Origin of the sequence: Pseudomonas danubii, from assembly GCF_042980055.1 — a bacterium.
In the GTDB taxonomy this organism is placed as follows: domain Bacteria; phylum Pseudomonadota; class Gammaproteobacteria; order Pseudomonadales; family Pseudomonadaceae; genus Aquipseudomonas; species Aquipseudomonas danubii.
Genome location: NZ_CP116502.1, coordinates 3519204 through 3535946, shown reverse-complemented (window position 1 = coordinate 3535946; position 16743 = coordinate 3519204). Strand labels below are relative to the sequence as shown.

The 16743-nt window shown below is 68.6% G+C and carries 2 protein-coding genes (1 of these 2 cut by a window edge); both read right to left on the bottom strand.

Annotated features, from left to right (window positions below; genetic code table 11):
- Positions 1-3631, bottom strand: partial view of an amino acid adenylation domain-containing protein gene (locus PFZ56_RS16405; RefSeq protein WP_394304393.1) — the start only. Its footprint begins 11093 nt before the window's first position; the window shows 3631 of its 14724 coding nt (coding positions 1-3631); its start codon is at positions 3629-3631; its stop codon lies off the left edge, out of view.
- Positions 3628-16743 (bottom strand): amino acid adenylation domain-containing protein, encoded by a 13116-nt coding sequence (locus PFZ56_RS16400; protein WP_394304653.1) that lies wholly within the window; start codon positions 16741-16743, stop codon positions 3628-3630. The genes PFZ56_RS16405 and PFZ56_RS16400 overlap by 4 nt, the downstream gene beginning before the upstream one ends.

Sequence of the window (16743 nt, the reverse complement as noted above, 5' to 3'; positions counted from 1 at the left end):
CAAAGCGGCTGCGCAAGGTGGCGTGCCGAGCGACGATGGCCTGCAGCGCCTGTTGCAGCGCCGGGCGATCCAGGCGCCCGCGCAGGCCCAGGCCGATGGGGATGTTGTAGGCACTGCCGGCGCCGTCCATCTGCGCCAGGAACCACAGGCGTTGCTGGGCAAAGGACAGTGGCAGGTCATGGTCCTGGGACGCCGGGAAGATCTCCGGCAACTGGCTGCGTCCGGCCCGGTCGAGCACCGCCGCCACCGCGCAGAGTTCAGCATTGGCGAACAGCTCACCCAGGGCCAGCTCCACCCCCAGGCGCTGACGCACCTGGGACACCATGCGCATGGCCAGCAGAGAGTGGCCGCCCAGTTCGAAAAAGTGGTCGTGGCGCCCGACTCGCGGCAAGTGCAGCACTTCTTGCCAGATATCCGCCAGGGTGGTTTCGGTGGGCCCCCGAGGGGCCTGGTACTCGCGGCTGATCAAGGCCGCCTGATCCGGCGCCGGCAGCGCCTTGCGGTCCAGCTTGCCGTTGGCGGTCAGGGGCAAGGCGTCGAGCTGCACATAGGCCATCGGCACCATGGAGTCCGGCAGTTGCGCCAGCAAGTGGGCCCGCAGGTCCGCCACCGACAGCGCAGCAGCCCCCTCGTGCGCAGTGAAATAGGCCACCAGCCGCGGGTTGCCCGGCTGGTCTTCGCGGACCAGCACCACCGCTTCCTTGATCCCGGGGAACGGGTTGAGGCGGCTCTCGATTTCCCCCAGTTCGATGCGCACGCCACGGATTTTCACCTGGTCGTCATTGCGCCCCAGGTACTCGATGCGCCCGTCCGCCAGCCAGCGGGCCAGGTCACCGCTGCGGTACATGCGCGCCCCGGGCTGGTCGCTGAAGGGATCGTCGAGGAAACGCTCGGCCGTCAGCTCGTTGCGATTGAGGTAACCCCGGGCCACCCCGGCGCCGCCCACATAGAGTTCGCCGGCCACGCCGATGGGCACCGGCCGCTGCAACTCATCGAGCAGGTAGATCCGCGCGTTGGCGATGGGCCGGCCGATGTCCAGGGAGCCGCCCGCCGCTATCGGGCCGGACGTTGCCACCACCGTGGCTTCGGTGGGGCCGTAGTTGTTGATCAGGGCAAAGGGCTGCTGATGACTGAACTGGCGCAGGCGGTCGCCGCCGATCAACAGGCTGCGCAGGGTCGGATGTTGCAGTTCCTGGCTGAAGGCGTACTCGGCCACCGGGGTCGGCAGGAAGCTCACCTCCAGGGGCTGGGAACGCCACCAGGCGAGCAAGGCATCCACGTCCTCGCTACCCTCATGGGCCGGTGCCAGGTGCAGGGTGGCGCCGACGCACAAGGCCGGCCAGACCTCCCAGGCCATGGCATCGAAGCCGAACCCGGCAAGGCTCGACGTGTGGCTGCCGGCGTGCAGGTCGAAGGCCTGGCAGTGCCAGTCCACCAGGTTGCACAGGGTCTGGTGTTCCACCATCACCCCCTTGGGCAGGCCGGTGGAGCCCGAGGTGTAGATCACATAGGCCAGATGGGCCGGGGTCAGGCCCGTCACTTCAAGGTTGTCCTGGGCCGGGTCCTGCCAGAGACCTTGATCGAGCTCGATCACCGGCACCGACACGCGCGGCAGGCGCCCCAGCAGATCGGCCTGGGTCAGCACCGCCCGCGGGCCGCTGTCCTGCAGCAGGTAGTCCAGGCGCTCGGCGGGATGAGTCGGATCGATCGGCACATAGCAGGCCCCGGACTTGAGGATGGCCAGCAAGCCCACCAGGGTCTCCAGGCCGCGCCGGGCAACGATGGCCACCCGGTCGTCGGGCTGCACGCCCAGCTCGCGCAATTGCCGGGCCAGCACATTGGCCTGCTGGTTGAGCTGGGCGTAGCTCAGGGCCCGGCCCTGGTACCAGGCGGCCACCGCTTCAGGGGTACGGGCCGCCTGGGCCTGGATGCGCTCATGGATGGTCTGGCCCCGGGGGTAATCCACGGCGCTGTGGTTGAAGCCTTCGAGCAACTGCTGGCGCTGGTCCCGGGACAGGATCGGCAGTTGTGCCAGGGCCAGCCCGGGCGTCTGTTCCAGGGCCTGGGCCAGGTGTTCCAGGGTGCACAGCAGGTAGTCGAGGATCGGTCGCGGATCGACCTGGGTGCTGGCCAGCAAGGTCAGGCCGAAGCCCGCGCCGAGGTCGTCGACACTCAGGGTCAGGGGGTAGTTGGTGCGCTCCTCGGAGTGCAGGGTGCTGATCCCGGCCCAGGCAGCCTGGGCCTCGGTGCTGACGGCGGCGCCGCTGTGGCGGTAGTTGAGCAAGGCACTGAACAGCGGGGTCGGCGCGCTCACGCCACTGCAGCGCTGGGCCAGGGCCAGGGCCGCGTGTTCATGGCGCAGCAAGGTGGTCAGGCGCGCATGGGTGGCCTTGAGGGCCTCATCCAGGGGGCGTTCGTCCACATCCAGGCGAAACGGCAAGGTGTTGATGAAGATCCCCAGGGCCCGGTCGGTGGCCTCGGCGCCCTGCATGCGCCCCATCAGCACCGTGCCGAACACCACCTTGCGCTTGCCCGCCAGGGTCGCCAGCACCCGGCCCCAGGCCAGGTGGAACAGGCTCGCGGCGCTGACCCCGGCCTGCCGCGCCCGGGCCCGCAGGTGCTGGCTCAACGGCTCCGGCAGGGTCAGGCTGGCTTCCTCGATGGCTCGCCCATCGCCCTGCACATCCTGCAGGCCGAACGCCAGGGTCGGTTCGTCGATATCGCCGAGCATCTGCCGGAAGAAGGCCTCGTGCTCCTCTTCGCGGGTGCCCAGCCGGGCCTGGGCCACGTAGTTGCGAAACGCCAGGGCCGGCCCCAGGCGCTCGCCCTGGCCCATGAGCAACGCCTGCATTTCATGGCGCACCACATCCAGGGCGCTGTGATCCAGGGCCATGTGATGGAACAGCAACATGGCGACAATCCGCTGCCCGGCGTCATCCCAGGCATGCACCAGGCGCAGCATCGGCGCCTGGCTGATGTCCAGGCGAAAGTGGCGGGCGTCGAAACGGCCATGCAACTGGGCCATGACGTCGCCCGCGCCCGGGTCGGTCTCGACCTCCTGGAGCACCAGCGCGGCTTCGCGCCAGACCACCTGCATCGGCTGCTCCAGGCCATCCCAGAGCACCGCGGTGCGCAGGATATCGTGGCGCGCAATGACCCCGCGCAAGGCCTCGGCAAAGGCCTCCAGGCGCTCGCGGCTGGCGAAGGCAAAATGCGCCTGCATGACATAGGGATCGCCCTGCACGGCACTGACGTGGTGATAGAGAATCCCCTCCTGCAGCGGCGCCAGGGGGTAGATGTCCTGCACGTTGGCCACCCCGCCCGGCACCGTGGCGACAATGCGCTCGATGGCCTCCTGGCTGAGGTCGGCCAGGGGCAGCAGGTCCGGGGTGATGTGGCGGGTCGCCGGGGTGATGCCGTTGGCCGGCACCTGGACCTGCCCGGCCTTGGTGGCCGAGTATTTCCCGGCCTTGATCAGCTCGATCAGTTGCGGTTTGTATTCCCGCAGCCGGGCCAGCAGGGCCGGTTCGCTCAAGGCCTGCTTGTTGCCCTGGACCACCAGTTGCTCGCCCTTGAGCACCAGTTGCACGTCTTTTTCCTTCAGTGTCGCCAACAGTTCGGTCACGCTCACAGGACGATCTCCATTCGTTCGGTCATTGCCGCGTAGCCCGCCAGGGTCGGTTGTTCGAACAGCGTCCTGACATCGGCTTCCATGCCTTCTTCGCGCATCCGGCTGATCAGGCTTACGGCCAGCAGCGAATGCCCGCCCAGTTCAAAGAAATGATCGTGGCGCCCCACCCGCTCCACATTGAGCAACTCGGCCCAGAGCCGGGCCAGGGTGATCTCCGTGTCTCCGATGGGCGCCTCGTATTCGCGCACCAGGGCCGCGTCGCGCCCCGGAACCGGCAGGTCCTTGCGCGCCAGCTTGCCGTTGGGGCTCAAGGGCAGCGCCTCCAGGTGCACGAACAAGGCCGGCACCATGTAGTCCGGCAGGTGCTCGCGCAACTGCGCCCGCAGGCTGTCGATGGGCAGTTGGCGGTGCGTTTCGTGGCGGGTGTAGTAGGCCACCAGACGCAGATCCCCGGGCACGTCTTCCCGGGCCAGCACCACCGCTTCCTTGACCCCGTCCAGCTGGGTCAGGCGGGCCTGGATTTCCCCCAGCTCGATGCGCAGGCCGCGGATTTTCACCTGATCGTCGTTGCGCCCCAGGTACTCGATAGCGCCGTCGGCCCGATAGCGACCCAGGTCGCCGGTGCGGTACAGGCGCGCGCCGGGTGCCTCGCTGAACGGGTCCTTGAGGAAGCGCTCGGCGGTCAGTTGTTCACGGTTGAGGTAACCCCGGGCCACCTGCACCCCACCGATGTACAACTCGCCAACCACTCCCCGAGGCACTGGCTGCATGTGCCCGTCCAGCAGGTAGATGCGGGTGTTGGCAATGGGCTTGCCGATGGGGGTGTTGTCCGGGGTGTTCTGCAGCGGGCCGGCGCAATCCCAGGCGGTGACGTCCACCGCTGCTTCGGTGGGGCCGTAGAGGTTGTGCAGCCCGACCTGCGGCATCTGCTGTTTGAAGCGCCGCACCAGGCTGCCCGGCAAGGCCTCGCCGCTGCACATCACCTGACGCAGGCCGCTGCAATCCCGGGTATCGCCATAGGCCAGGAACACATCGAGCATCGACGGCACGAAATGCAGGGTACTGATGCCTTCATCGCGGATCACCTGGCGCAGATAGGCCGGGTCCTTGTGCCCTTCGGGGCGGGCCATCACCAGCCGTGCGCCAGTGAACAGCGGCCAGAAGAACTCCCAGACCGAAACGTCGAAGCTGAAGGGGGTCTTCTGCAGCACCGCGTCATCGGCCGTCAGGCGGTACTGCTCCTGCATCCACAGCAGGCGGTTGACCACCGCCCGGTGCTCGTTCATCACGCCCTTGGGCTGGCCGGTGGAACCGGAGGTGTAGATCACATAGGCCAGATGGCTCGGGCTCAGTCCAGAGTGTTGCGGATTGGCCTGGGGCGCCTCGCTCCAGACCCAGCGGTCGAGTTCCACCAGAGGCACTTCCAGCTCGCCCGGAAGGGGCCGGCCGCCAGCCTGCACCAGCACCGCCAGGGGCGCGCTGTCCTCAAGCATGTAGGCGATACGTTCTGCGGGGTACGCCGGGTCGATGGGCACATAGGCGCCGCCGGCCTTGAGAATCGCCAGCAGGCCGATGACCATTTCCAGCCCGCGCTCGACGCAGATCGCCACCCGGGTATCGGGCCCCACCCCCAGTTGCAGCAAATGCCCGGCCAACTGGTTGGCCCGCTGGTTGAGCTGGTGATAGCTCAGGCGCTGCTCACCGGCCTGCACCGCCAATGCCTCGGGAGTGCGCAGTACCTGGGCCTCGAACAAGCCGTGCAGGGTCTGCTCCAGCGGATAGTCCCGGGTCGTGGCATTGCAGGCGTGCAGCAACTGCCGGCGCTCCTCCGGCGGCAGGATCGGCACCTGGCGCAAGGGCCGCTGGGGTGCCTGTTCCAGGGTGTCCACCAGGGCGTGCAGGGCCTGCTCCATGTAGCCGCAGATGCGCTCGGCGCCGATCCGCGCCAGGGTCATGGCGGTCAGCCGGAAGCCCTGGCCCAGGTCATCGACGTTGAGGCTCAGGGGGTAGTTGGTGCGCTCTTCGCTGCGCAGGGTCTGGATGCCTTGCCAGGCCTGTTGCATGGCTGGGCTCGGCGCTGCGTCGCTGCCGTGGCGGTAGTTGAGCATGGCGCTGAACAGCGGCAGCGGCGCGGCCACGGCGCTGCAACGCTGGGCCAGGGCCAGGGAGGCATGCTCGTGCCCCAGCAAGGCGCTGAGCCGGACGTGGGTCGCCTTGACCGCCGCCCGGGTGCCGCTGTGGTCCAGGTCGACCCGCAACGGCAAGGTGTTGATGAACATGCCCAGGGCCCGGTCGGCCCCCAGTCCGCCTTGCAGGCGTCCCAGCAGCACGGTGCCGAACACCACCCGCTCCTGGCCCGAGGTGACGCTCAGGACCCGGGCCCAGGCCAGGTGGAACAGACTCGCGGCACTGACCCCCAGCAGCCGCGCCTGGGCCCGCAGGCGCGCGCTCAGGTCGGCGTCCAGCGCCCGCTGCAACTCTTCAATGGCCTCACCATCGCCCTGCACGTCCTGCAGGCCGAACGGCAGGGTCGGTTCGTCGATGTCCCCGAGCATCTCGCGGAAGAACGCCTCATGCTCCTCGCGACTGCCCCCCAGGCGAGCCTGGGCCACATAGTTGCGATAGGGAATCGCCGTGCCGGCAGGCTCCTGCCCCAACAGACAGGCCTGGATTTCCTCGCGGACCACCTCCAGGGCGGTGTGGTCCAGGACGATGTGATGGAACAGCAGGATCGCCACCGTGCGTTGCCGGACCGGGTCCTGGGCATGGACCAGGCGCATCAACGGCGCCTGGGTCAGCTCCAGGCGCCAATGCCGGGCATCGAAGCGTGCCTGCAACTGCTCGAGGATGTCGCCCTCGGCCGGGTCGAGGATGACCTCCTCCACCGCCACCCGGGCCCGGCGCCAGACCACTTGCAGCGGCTGTTTCAGGCCCTCCCAGAGCACCGCGGTGCGCAGGATGTCGTGGCGCTCGCCCACGCGCTGCAAGGCCTGGGTGAAGTCTTCCAGGCGCTGCCGGTCGGCGAAGGCCAGATGGGATTGCAGCAGGTAAGGATCACCCTGGCGGGCGCTCAGGTGGTGATAGAGGATGCCCTCCTGCAATGGCGCCAGGGGGTAGATGTCCTGCACGTTGGCCACCCCGCCCGGCACCGTGGCGACGACGCGTTCGATGGCGTCCTGGTCCAGTTCGATCAGCGGCAACAGCTCGGGGGTGATGCGCGGGCAATCGGCGCCGATCAGATTGGCCGGCACCTGCACCTCGCGACCGCTGCCCACGGCAGCGGCCAGGGCCGCCAGGGTCGGCTGGTTGAACAGCACTCGCACATCGGCGCCAAGGCCGATCTGGCGCATGCGCTCGATCAGGCTCACCGCCAGCAGCGAGTGCCCGCCCAGCTCGAAGAAGTGATCGTGGCGCCCGACCTGCTGCACCTGCAGCAGCTCGCTCCAGATCTGCGCCAGGGCGTTTTCCACCTCGCCCTGGGGCGCTTCGAATTCGCGGCTCAGCCAGGCGTCCTGATCCGGTTGTGGCAACGCCTTGCGATCAAGCTTGCCGTTGGCGGTCAGGGGCAGCGCCAGCAAGCGCACATAGGCCACCGGCAGCATATAGTCCGGCAACCGGCCTTGCAGGTGGTCGCGCAAATCCTGGAGATCCAGCTCCTGGTTGGAAACCTCGGCATGCTCGGTGAAGTACGCCAGCAAACGCCCTTCGCGCACCAGCACCAGGGCTTCCTTGAGGGCCGGATGGCTCAGCAGCGCCGCCTCGATTTCGCCCGGCTCGATGCGCATGCCACGGACCTTGACCTGATCGTCGTTGCGCCCCAGGTAGTCGAGGCTGCCGTCGGCACGCCAGCGGGCCAGGTCGCCCGTGCGATACAGGCGCGCCTGGGGCTCGGCGCAGAACGGGTCGTCGAGGAAACGCTCGGCCGTCAGCGCGTCGCGATTGAGGTAACCCCGGGCCACCCCGGCGCCACCTACGTAGAGCTCACCGATTACCCCCAGGGGCACCGGGCGCTGCAGTTCGTCCAGCAGGTAGATCCGCGCATTGGCCATGGGCCGGCCGATGTGCAAGGAACCGCCCACCGCGATCGGGCCGGATGTTGCCACCACCGTGGCTTCGGTGGGCCCGTAGTTGTTGATCACGGCAAACCCCGGATTGGCCGGGAACTGGCGCAGGCGGTCGCCGCCGATCAGCAAGGTGCTCAGGGTCGGGTGCCCCTGGCCCTGGCTGAAGGCGTACTCGGCCACCGGCGTCGGCAGGAAGCTGATATCCAGGGGCTGGGCCCGCCACCAGCCGAGCAAGGCGTCAAGGTCCTGGCTGCCGACCTCGGCCGGTGGCAGGTGCAAGGTGGCGCCGCTGCACAGGGTCGGCCAGACCTCCCAGGCCATGGCGTCAAAACCCAGGCCGGCGACGCTGGAACTGTGGCGCCCCGGCCCCAGGTCGAAGGCCGCGCAGTGCCAGTGCACCAGGTTCTCCAGGCTCTGGTGCTCCACCATCACGCCCTTGGGCTGGCCGGTGGAACCGGAGGTGTAGATCACATAGGCCAGGTGCGCCGGGGTCAGCTCCGCCACCTGAGGATTGTCCAGGGGCGCCTGCTGCCAGACGCAGCCGTCCAGGTCGATCCGCACCAGGCCGGGCATCTCCGGCAACTCACAGGTAGCCCCCTGCACCAGCACCGCCAGGGGCGCGCTGTCCTGCAGCAGGTAGGCGATGCGCTCCGGCGGATGGCTCGGGTCGATGGGCACATAGCTGGCTCCGGCCTTGAGAATCGCCAGCATGGCCGTCAGCAGTTGCGGCCCCCGCGGCAGGCACAGCGCCACGCGCTCGTCGGGGCCGGCCCCCAGCTCCAGCAGTTGCCGGGCCAGTTGATTGGCCCGCTGATTCAGTTGCCGGTAGCTCAGGCGCAATGGCCCTTGCACCAGGGCCACGGCCTCGGGCGCGGCCTGCACCCGGGCCTCGAACAGGCCGTGCAGGGTCTGTCCACGGGGATAGTCGGCGGCGCTGGCGTTGAAGCCTTCCAGCAACTGCTGGCGCTCCGCCGTCGGCAGTACCGAGAGCTGCACCAGGTCCAGGTCCGGACTCCATTCCAGGGCATCGGCCAGTTGCTCCAGCACCTGGAGCATGTAGCCGGCCATGCGCTGTGCACCCATCGCCGGCAGCGCCAGCAGCGACAGGCTGAAGCCCTGGCCCAGGTCGTCGACGCTCAGGCTCAGCGGATAGTTGCTGCGCTCCTCGCCCCCCAGCAGCTCAATCCCCTGCCAGATATCCAGGCCAGCGCCGCGTCCGGCGTCCGCCACGCTGTGCCGGTAGTTGAGCAAGGCACTGAACAGCGGCGAGCTGGCCGGCACCCCGCTGCAACGCTGGGCCAGGGCCAGGGACGCATGTTCATGAGCCAGCAGGGCACTGAGCCGGGCATGGGTCGCACGGACCCCGGCCCGCACGCTGCCGGCGTCCACATCCACCCGCAGCGGCAAGGTATTGATAAACACCCCCAGGGCCCGGTCGGCGCCCTCACCGCCCTGCATCCGCCCCATCAGCACGGTGCCGAACACCACGTGCCGGCGATTGGACACCTGCCCCAGGACCAGGCCCCAGGCCAGGTGCATCAGCGCCGCGGCACTGACCCCCAACTGCCGCGCCTGCTCGCGCAGGCGCAGGCTCAGGGCGTCGGGCACAGGCACCCGGGCCTCTTCGATATCCCGGCCATCGCCCTGCACATCCTCCACGGCAAAGGCCAGGGTCGGCTCGTCGATATCACCGAGCATCTGCCGGAAGAACCCCTCGTGCTCCGCCTGACCGGCCCCGAGCCGAGCCTGGGCCACGTAGTTGCGATAAGGCATCGGGGTGCCCAGGCGCTCGTGGTGGTTGAACAGCAGCGCACGCATTTCCTCGCCGATCACCTCCATGGCGGTGTGATCCAGGGCCAGGTGGTGGAACAGCAGGATCGCCAGCACCCGCGACTGCCCCGGGACCCGGGCATAGACCAGGCGGATCAGCGGCGCCCGGGTCAGGTCCAGGCGCCAATGGCGGGCGTCGAAACGTTGCTGCAGTTGTTCGAGCAGATCGCCGTCGGCCGGGTCCAGAACCTGCTCCAGAACCTGCAGTTCGGCCTGCCGCCAGACCACCTGCAGCGGCTGCGGCAAGCCCTCCCAGAGCACCGCGGTGCGCAGGATGTCGTGACGCTGGATGACCTGTTGCATGGCCCCGGCAAAGCGCTGCAAACGCTCCAGGCTGTCGAAGGCCAGGCGCGATTGCAGCAGGTAGGGATCGCCCTGTTCGGCACTCAGGTGGTGATAGAGAATGCCCTCCTGCAGCGGCGCCAGGGGGTAGATGTCCTGCACATTGGCCACGCCCCCGGGGACGCTGGCCACCACCCGATCGATGGCCTGCTGGTCCAGTTCGATCAGCGGCAGCAGCTCGGGCGTGATGCGCTGGCAATCGGCGCCGATCCGATTGGCCGGCACCTGCACCTCGCGACCGCTGCCCACCGCAGCGGCCAGGGCCGCCAGGGTCGGCTGGCCAAACAGCACCCGCACATCGGCGCTGAGGCCGATCTGGCGCATGCGCTCGATCAGGCTCACCGCCAGCAGCGAGTGCCCGCCCAGCTCGAAGAAATGATCGTGACGCCCGATCCGCTCGACCTTGAGCAGTTCGCTCCAGATCCGTGCCAGGGCCATCTCCACCTCGCCCTCGGGAGCGACGAAGCCACGGCTGAGCAGGGCCGACTGATCCGGCGCCGGCAGGGCCTTGCGGTCCAGCTTGCCGTTGTTGGTCAGGGGCAATGCATCGAGGCGCACATAGGCCAGGGGCACCATGTAGTCCGGCAGTTGCTGTTGCAGCGCCTGGCGCAGGGATTCGGCGGACGGCTCAGGGGTGTCGGCCTGCACGCTGTAGTAGGCCACCAGGCGCTTGTCCCCGGGCTCATCCTCGCGGGCCAGGACCACGCCTTCCTTGACCCCGGGACAGCTCAGCAAGCGCGCCTCGATCTCGCCCGGTTCGATGCGCAGGCCGCGAATCTTCACCTGATCATCGTTGCGCCCCAGGCACTCCAGCACACCGTTGTCCAGCCAGCGACCCAGGTCCCCGGTGCGGTACAGCAGCGCCTGCGGCTGGTCGCTGAAAGGGTCGCGGATGAACTTCTCGGCGCTCAGTTCGGGACGGTTGAGGTAACCCAGGGCCACGCCATCGCCACCGATGACGATCTCGCCCTGGGCCCCCAGGGGCACTGGCTGCTGGTGCTGATCCAGGACATACACCCGGGTATTGGAGATCGGCCGGCCGATGGCCACGTGCTCGGCGTCGACCGCCAATTGCCGGACCTCATGGGTGGTGGCGTAGGTGGTGGTTTCGGTGGGGCCATAGCAGTGCACCAGGCGCAGTTGCGGCGCGTGCGCCAAGAGCCGGCGGAAGGCCGCCGGGTCGGCACGCTCGCCGCCGCAGAGGAGAATCCGCAAGCCCTTGAGGGCCTCGGGAATCAGCTGCACATACTGGTTGAACAGCGCCGTGGTGACGAACAGCACCGTGGCCCCCAAGGTGCTCAGGGCCTGGCCGAAGCGCAGCGGGTCCAACAGGGTGTGGTGATCGATGACCAGCACCCGCCCGCCGTTGAGCAAGGCCCCCCAGACGTCCATGGTGCTGGCGTCGAAGGCCGGGTTGGAGGCGAAGACCACCCGATCCTCGGGATTGAAATCGGCGTAGCCGTTGTTGATCACCAAGCGGCTGATGGCCCGGTGCGGCACCCGAACCCCCTTGGGCGTGCCGGTGGAGCCGGAGGTGTACATGATGTACGCCACGCTCTCGGAGGACTGGGGCAGGTCCGGGTTGTGGGTGGGCAAGGCATTCAGCTGCAGGCGATCCAGGTCCACGCGCCGGGCCGGGCAATCCAGCACCTCGTCGCTGCGGGTCAGCAAGACCACGCTGCGGCTGTCGCTGACCATGAAGCCCTGGCGCTGGGCCGGGGCCTGGATGTCCAGGGGCACATAGGCCGCGGCGCACTTGCTGATGGCCAACTGGCTCAGCAACAGGTCCAGGGAGCGTGGCAACAGAATCGCCAGGTGATCCCCGGGCTGTACCCCCAGCTCCAGCAGATGGTGGGCCAGCTGGTTGGCCCGGGTATTGAGTTCGGCGTAGCTGAGCAGCGCATCGCCCTCCACCGCCGCCACCCGCTGCGGATGGGCCTGGGCCTGGGCTTCGAACAGTTGGTGCAGGGTCTGTCCGCGTGGATAGTCACGGGCCGTGGCATTGAATTCCACCAGCAGTTGCCGGCGTTCGGCCGCGGGCAGCAGCGGGATCTGTTGCAGGGCCATGTCCGGCGTCTGCTCCAGGGCCTGGGCCAGGTGCTCCAGGACGCATTCCATGTAGCGGCAGACCCGCTCGCCATTGACCTGGGCCACCGCCTGCAGGGTCAGGCGCAAGCCCTCGCCGTCATCGTCGATGTTCAGCGCCAGCGGGTAGTTGCTGCGCTCTTCGGACGCCAGCACGCGAATGCCGTCCCAGGCCGCCGGCCCCTGGTCCCCAGCGGCTTGCTGGGGGCTGTGACGGTAGTTGAGCAGGCTGTTGAACAGCGGCTGCGCCGCCGGTACGCCACTGCAACGCTGGGCCAGGGCCAGGGAGGCGTGCTCATGCCCCAGCAGTTGCGCCAGTTGCTGATGGGTACGGCCCAGGGCCTCTGCCACGCCCTGGGGGCCCAGGCCGATCCGCAGTGGCAAGGTGTTGATGAACATGCCCAGGGCGCGGTCGGCCCCCGCCCCGCCGTGCATGCGGCCCAGCAGCACGGTGCCGAACACCACGTCGTCGCGGCCGGACAGCGGCCCCAGGACCCGGCCCCAGGCCAGGTGCATCAGGCTGGCAACACTGACGCCAAGGCTGCGCGCCTGCTGGCGCAAACGCCGGCACAGTGCCGGTTCCAGCCGCAGTTGCTGCTCGCGGATGCCGCTGCCGTCGCGATTGACGTCCTGCAGGCCGAACGCCAGGGTCGGCTCGTCGATGTCCCCCAGCATCTGGCGAAAGAACGCCTGATGTTCCGGTTCGCCAAGCCCCAGGCGCGCCTGGGCCACATAGTTGCGGTAAGGCACGGCAGGCGGCAGCTGCGCGCCGTGGCCTTGCAGCACGGCACTGATCTCTTGCACCAGCACCTCAAGGGAGCTGTGGTCCAGGGCCAGGTGATGCAGCAACAGGATGCCCAGCCAGCGCTGCGGGTCAGCGTCCCGGGCACAGACCAGGCGCAGCAAAGGTGCCCGCCCCAGGTCGAGGCGATAGTGACGGGGGTCGAAACCGGCCTGCAGTTGCCCGAGGATCGTCCCCCGGGCGGGGTCCAGCTCCAGCACTTCCAGCTCCAGGGGAGCCTGGCGCCAGACCACCTGCACCGCCGCGTCGAGGCCTTGCCAGACCACGCTGGTGCGCAAAATGTCGTGGCGCTGGATCACCTGCTGCAAGGCCAGGGTAAAGGTCTGCAAGACGTCGTCGCTGGCGAACTCGAACTGCACCTGGAGCACATAGGGGTCGCCCTCGGTGCTGCTCAGGTGGTGATACAGGATGCCCGCCTGCAAGGGAGCCAGGGCATAGATATCCTGAACGTTGGCCGCGCCACCGGGCACCTGGGCCAGCACCCGGTCGATGGCCGCTTGATCGAGGTCCGCCAGGGGCAGCAGCTCTGGCGTGATGCGCCGGCAATCGGCTGCGATGCGGTTGGCCGGCACCTGCACCTCGCGCTGCCCACCCACGGCGGCCGCCAGGGCGGCCAGGGTCGGCTGGCCGAACAGCACCCGCACATCGGCGCACAGATCCACCTGGCGCATGCGCTCCATCAGTTTGACCGCCAGCAGCGAATGGCCGCCCAGCTCGAAGAAATGGTCCTGGCGCCCGACCTGGGGCACTTGCAGCAACTCCTGCCAGATCTTCGCGATGGCCTGCTCCACCTCGCCCTGGGGCGCTTGATAGTCGCGTCGGGCCAGCGCGGCGCTGTCCGGCGCCGGCAGGGCCTTGCGGTCGAGCTTGCCGTTGGTGGTCAGGGGCCAGGCCTGCAGCAGCACGAAGGCGCTGGGCAGCATGTACTCCGCCAGGCTCTGGCGCAGTTGCTCACGCAGTTGCGCGGCGCCCGGGGCCGCTCCCGGCCGGGGAATCACATAGGCCACCAGGCGCTTGTCTCCCGGGCTCTGTTCCCGGGCGATCACCACCGCCTCGCCCACCCCGTCGCACGCCGCCAGCCGCGCCTGGACCTCCCCCAGCTCGATGCGGAAACCGCGAATCTTCACCTGATCGTCGTTGCGCCCCAGGTACTCCAGGCTGCCATCGGTGCGCCAGCGGGCCAGGTCGCCGGTCTTGTACAGCCGCGCCCCCGGTCGATTGCTGAAGGGGTCGGCGATGAAGCGCTCGGCGTTGAGTTGATCACGGTTGAGGTAACCCCGGGCCACCCCGGCGCCCCCCACATACAGCTCCCCCACCACCCCCGTGGGCAAGGGCTCGCGGCGGGCGTCCAGCACATAGAGTTGCAGGTCGGGAATCCGTCGGCCGATGGGGCTGCTGCCCACCCATTGCGCGTCCGCCGCCTGCAACGGCCGGTAGGTCACATGCACCGTGGTTTCGGTGATGCCGTACATGTTCACCAGTTGCGTGCCGACGTTCTCCAGCCGGGCGTACCAGGGCTTGAGCATTCCCGGCTCCAGGGCTTCGCCGCCGAAGATCACCTGGCGCAGGGAATGCTTGAGTCCGCTCTCGCCCTGGGCCGCAATCAGCGAGCGGAAGGCACTGGGGGTCTGGTTGAGGATGCTCACCCGGGCCTCGCACAGCAGTGCGTAGCAAGCTTGCGGGGAGCGGCTGACGACCTGGGGCACCACCAGCAACTGGCCGCCATGGATCAGGGCGCCCCAGATCTCCCACACCGAGAAGTCGAAGGCGAAGGAATGGAACAGCGCCCAGACGTCGCGCCAGTTGAAATCGAACCAGTCGCGGGTGGCGGAAAACAGCCGGGCGACGTTGCGGTGTTCCACCATCACGCCCTTGGGCAGACCGGTGGAGCCGGAGGTGTAGATCACATAGGCCAGGTTGGCCGGGGTCAGCCCCGGCACGTCGGGGTTGTCCGGAGACTCGTGGGCCAGGGTGCGGCTGTCGAGGTCGATCAGCGGCACCCGCAGGTCGGCCACCAGGGCCTGGGTATCGGCCTGCACCAGCAGCGCCACCGGGGCGCTGTCCTCCAGGGTGTAGGCGATGCGTTCCCGGGGATAGGCCGGGTCGATGGGCACGTAGGCGCCACCGGCCTTGAGGATGCCCAGCAGGCCGATGATCATTTCCAGGCCGCGCTCGACGCAGATCGCCACCCGTTGGTCCGCACGCACCCCCAGCGCCAGCAAGCGATGGGCCACCTGATTGGCGCGGCGGTTGAGCTCGCCGTAACTCAGACGCTGTGCCTGGAAAAGCAGCGCCGGCGCCTCGGGCTGGACCCGGGCCTGGGCCTCCACCTGCTGATGGATCAGCGGGCTGTCGGGGTACTGTCCCAGGGGCGTGTTCAGGCCCTGCAGCAGGTAACGCCGCTCGCTGGCCGGGAGCATTTCCAGGCTGTACAACGGCGCCTCGGGGTTTGCCTGCAGGGCCAGGGCCAGGCTTTCCAGGGTGGTCAGCAGGTAGCCGCTGATGCGCTCGGCACCCAGGCTGGCGTCCACCAGGGCGGTGATCTGCAGGTCCTCGCCCAGATCGTCGATGTTGACGGTCAGCGGGTAGTTGGTGCGCTCCTGGGCACCCAGCACCAGGATGCCCGGCACCAGCTCCTGGACCTGGTCGCCATCGGCCCGGTGGCTGTGGCGGTAGTTGAGCATGGCGCTGAACAGCGGGGTCGGCGCACTGACTGCGCTGCAACGCTGGGCCAGGGCCAGGGAGGCGTGCTCATGGGCCAGCAAGGCGCTCAGCCGAGCATGGGTCGCCAGCACCCCGGCGCGCACGCTTTGCGCTCCCACATCCACGCGCAGCGGCAGGGTGTTGATGAACATGCCCAGGGCCCGCTCACCGCCCTCGCCCACTTCCATGCGCCCCAGCAGCACGGTGCCGAACACCACCGCCTCGCGCCCGGACAGCTGGCCCAGGACCCGGCCCAGGGCCAGGTGCATCAAGCTTGCCACACTCACCCCCAGTTGCCGGGCCTGGCTGCGCAGGCGCTGGCTGAGCTGGCGATCCAGAGGCAGCCGGTGTTCTTCAATGCGGCCGGTTGCGCCCTGCACATCCCCCAGGCCGAACGGCAGGGTCGGCTCATCGATATCCCCGAGCATCTCGCGGAAGAAGGCTGCGTGGCGCTCCTCGCTCTGCCCCAGGCGGGCCTGGGCCAGGTGGTTGCGAAACGGCACCGGCAGCGGCAACTGCTCGCGCTGGCCCAGCAGACAGGCCTGGATTTCCTGGCGCACCACATCCAGGGCGGCGTGGTCCAGGGCCATGTGATGGAACAGCAGCAACGCCACCTGGCGCGAGTTGACCGGGTCCTCGGCGTGCACCAGGCGCAACAGCGGCGCCTGACGCAGGTCCAGGCGGAAATGCCGGGAATCGTAGCGCTGCTGCAACTGGGCCAGGGCATCGCCCCCGGCGGCGTCCAGCGGTAGGGCTTCACACTGCAGCGGCGCCTGGCGCAGGACCACCTGCAGCGGTTCATCGAGGTTTTCCCAGACGATCGCGGTGCGCAGGATGTCGTGGCGCTCGATCACCCATTGCAAGGCCTCGGCAAAGGCCTGCAGCCGTTGCCGGTCGGCAAAGGCGAAATGCGCCTGGAGCACATAGGGATCGCCCTGGGGCGCGGACAGGTAGTGATAGAGCATGCCTTCCTGCAGCGGCGCCAGGGGGTAGATGTCCTGCACATTGGCGGCGCCGCCTGGCACGCCGGCGACGATGCGGTCGATGGCCGGCTGCTCCAGTGACACCAGGGGCAGCATGTCCGGGGTGATCCTGAAGGCCGGGCTCAGCCAGTGGCCGCCCTGTTCGCTCACCTGCTGCAGAAGCTGCGCCTTGTGCTGGATCAGGCTGTCCCAGAGTGCGTCGTCCAGGGCCTCGTCATCGCCCTGCACCAGCAGATCCTCGCCGTCCCGTTGAAGACGGATCGCGAGGGTCGAAAGAACGGCCATCAATTCGCTGAACTGCAT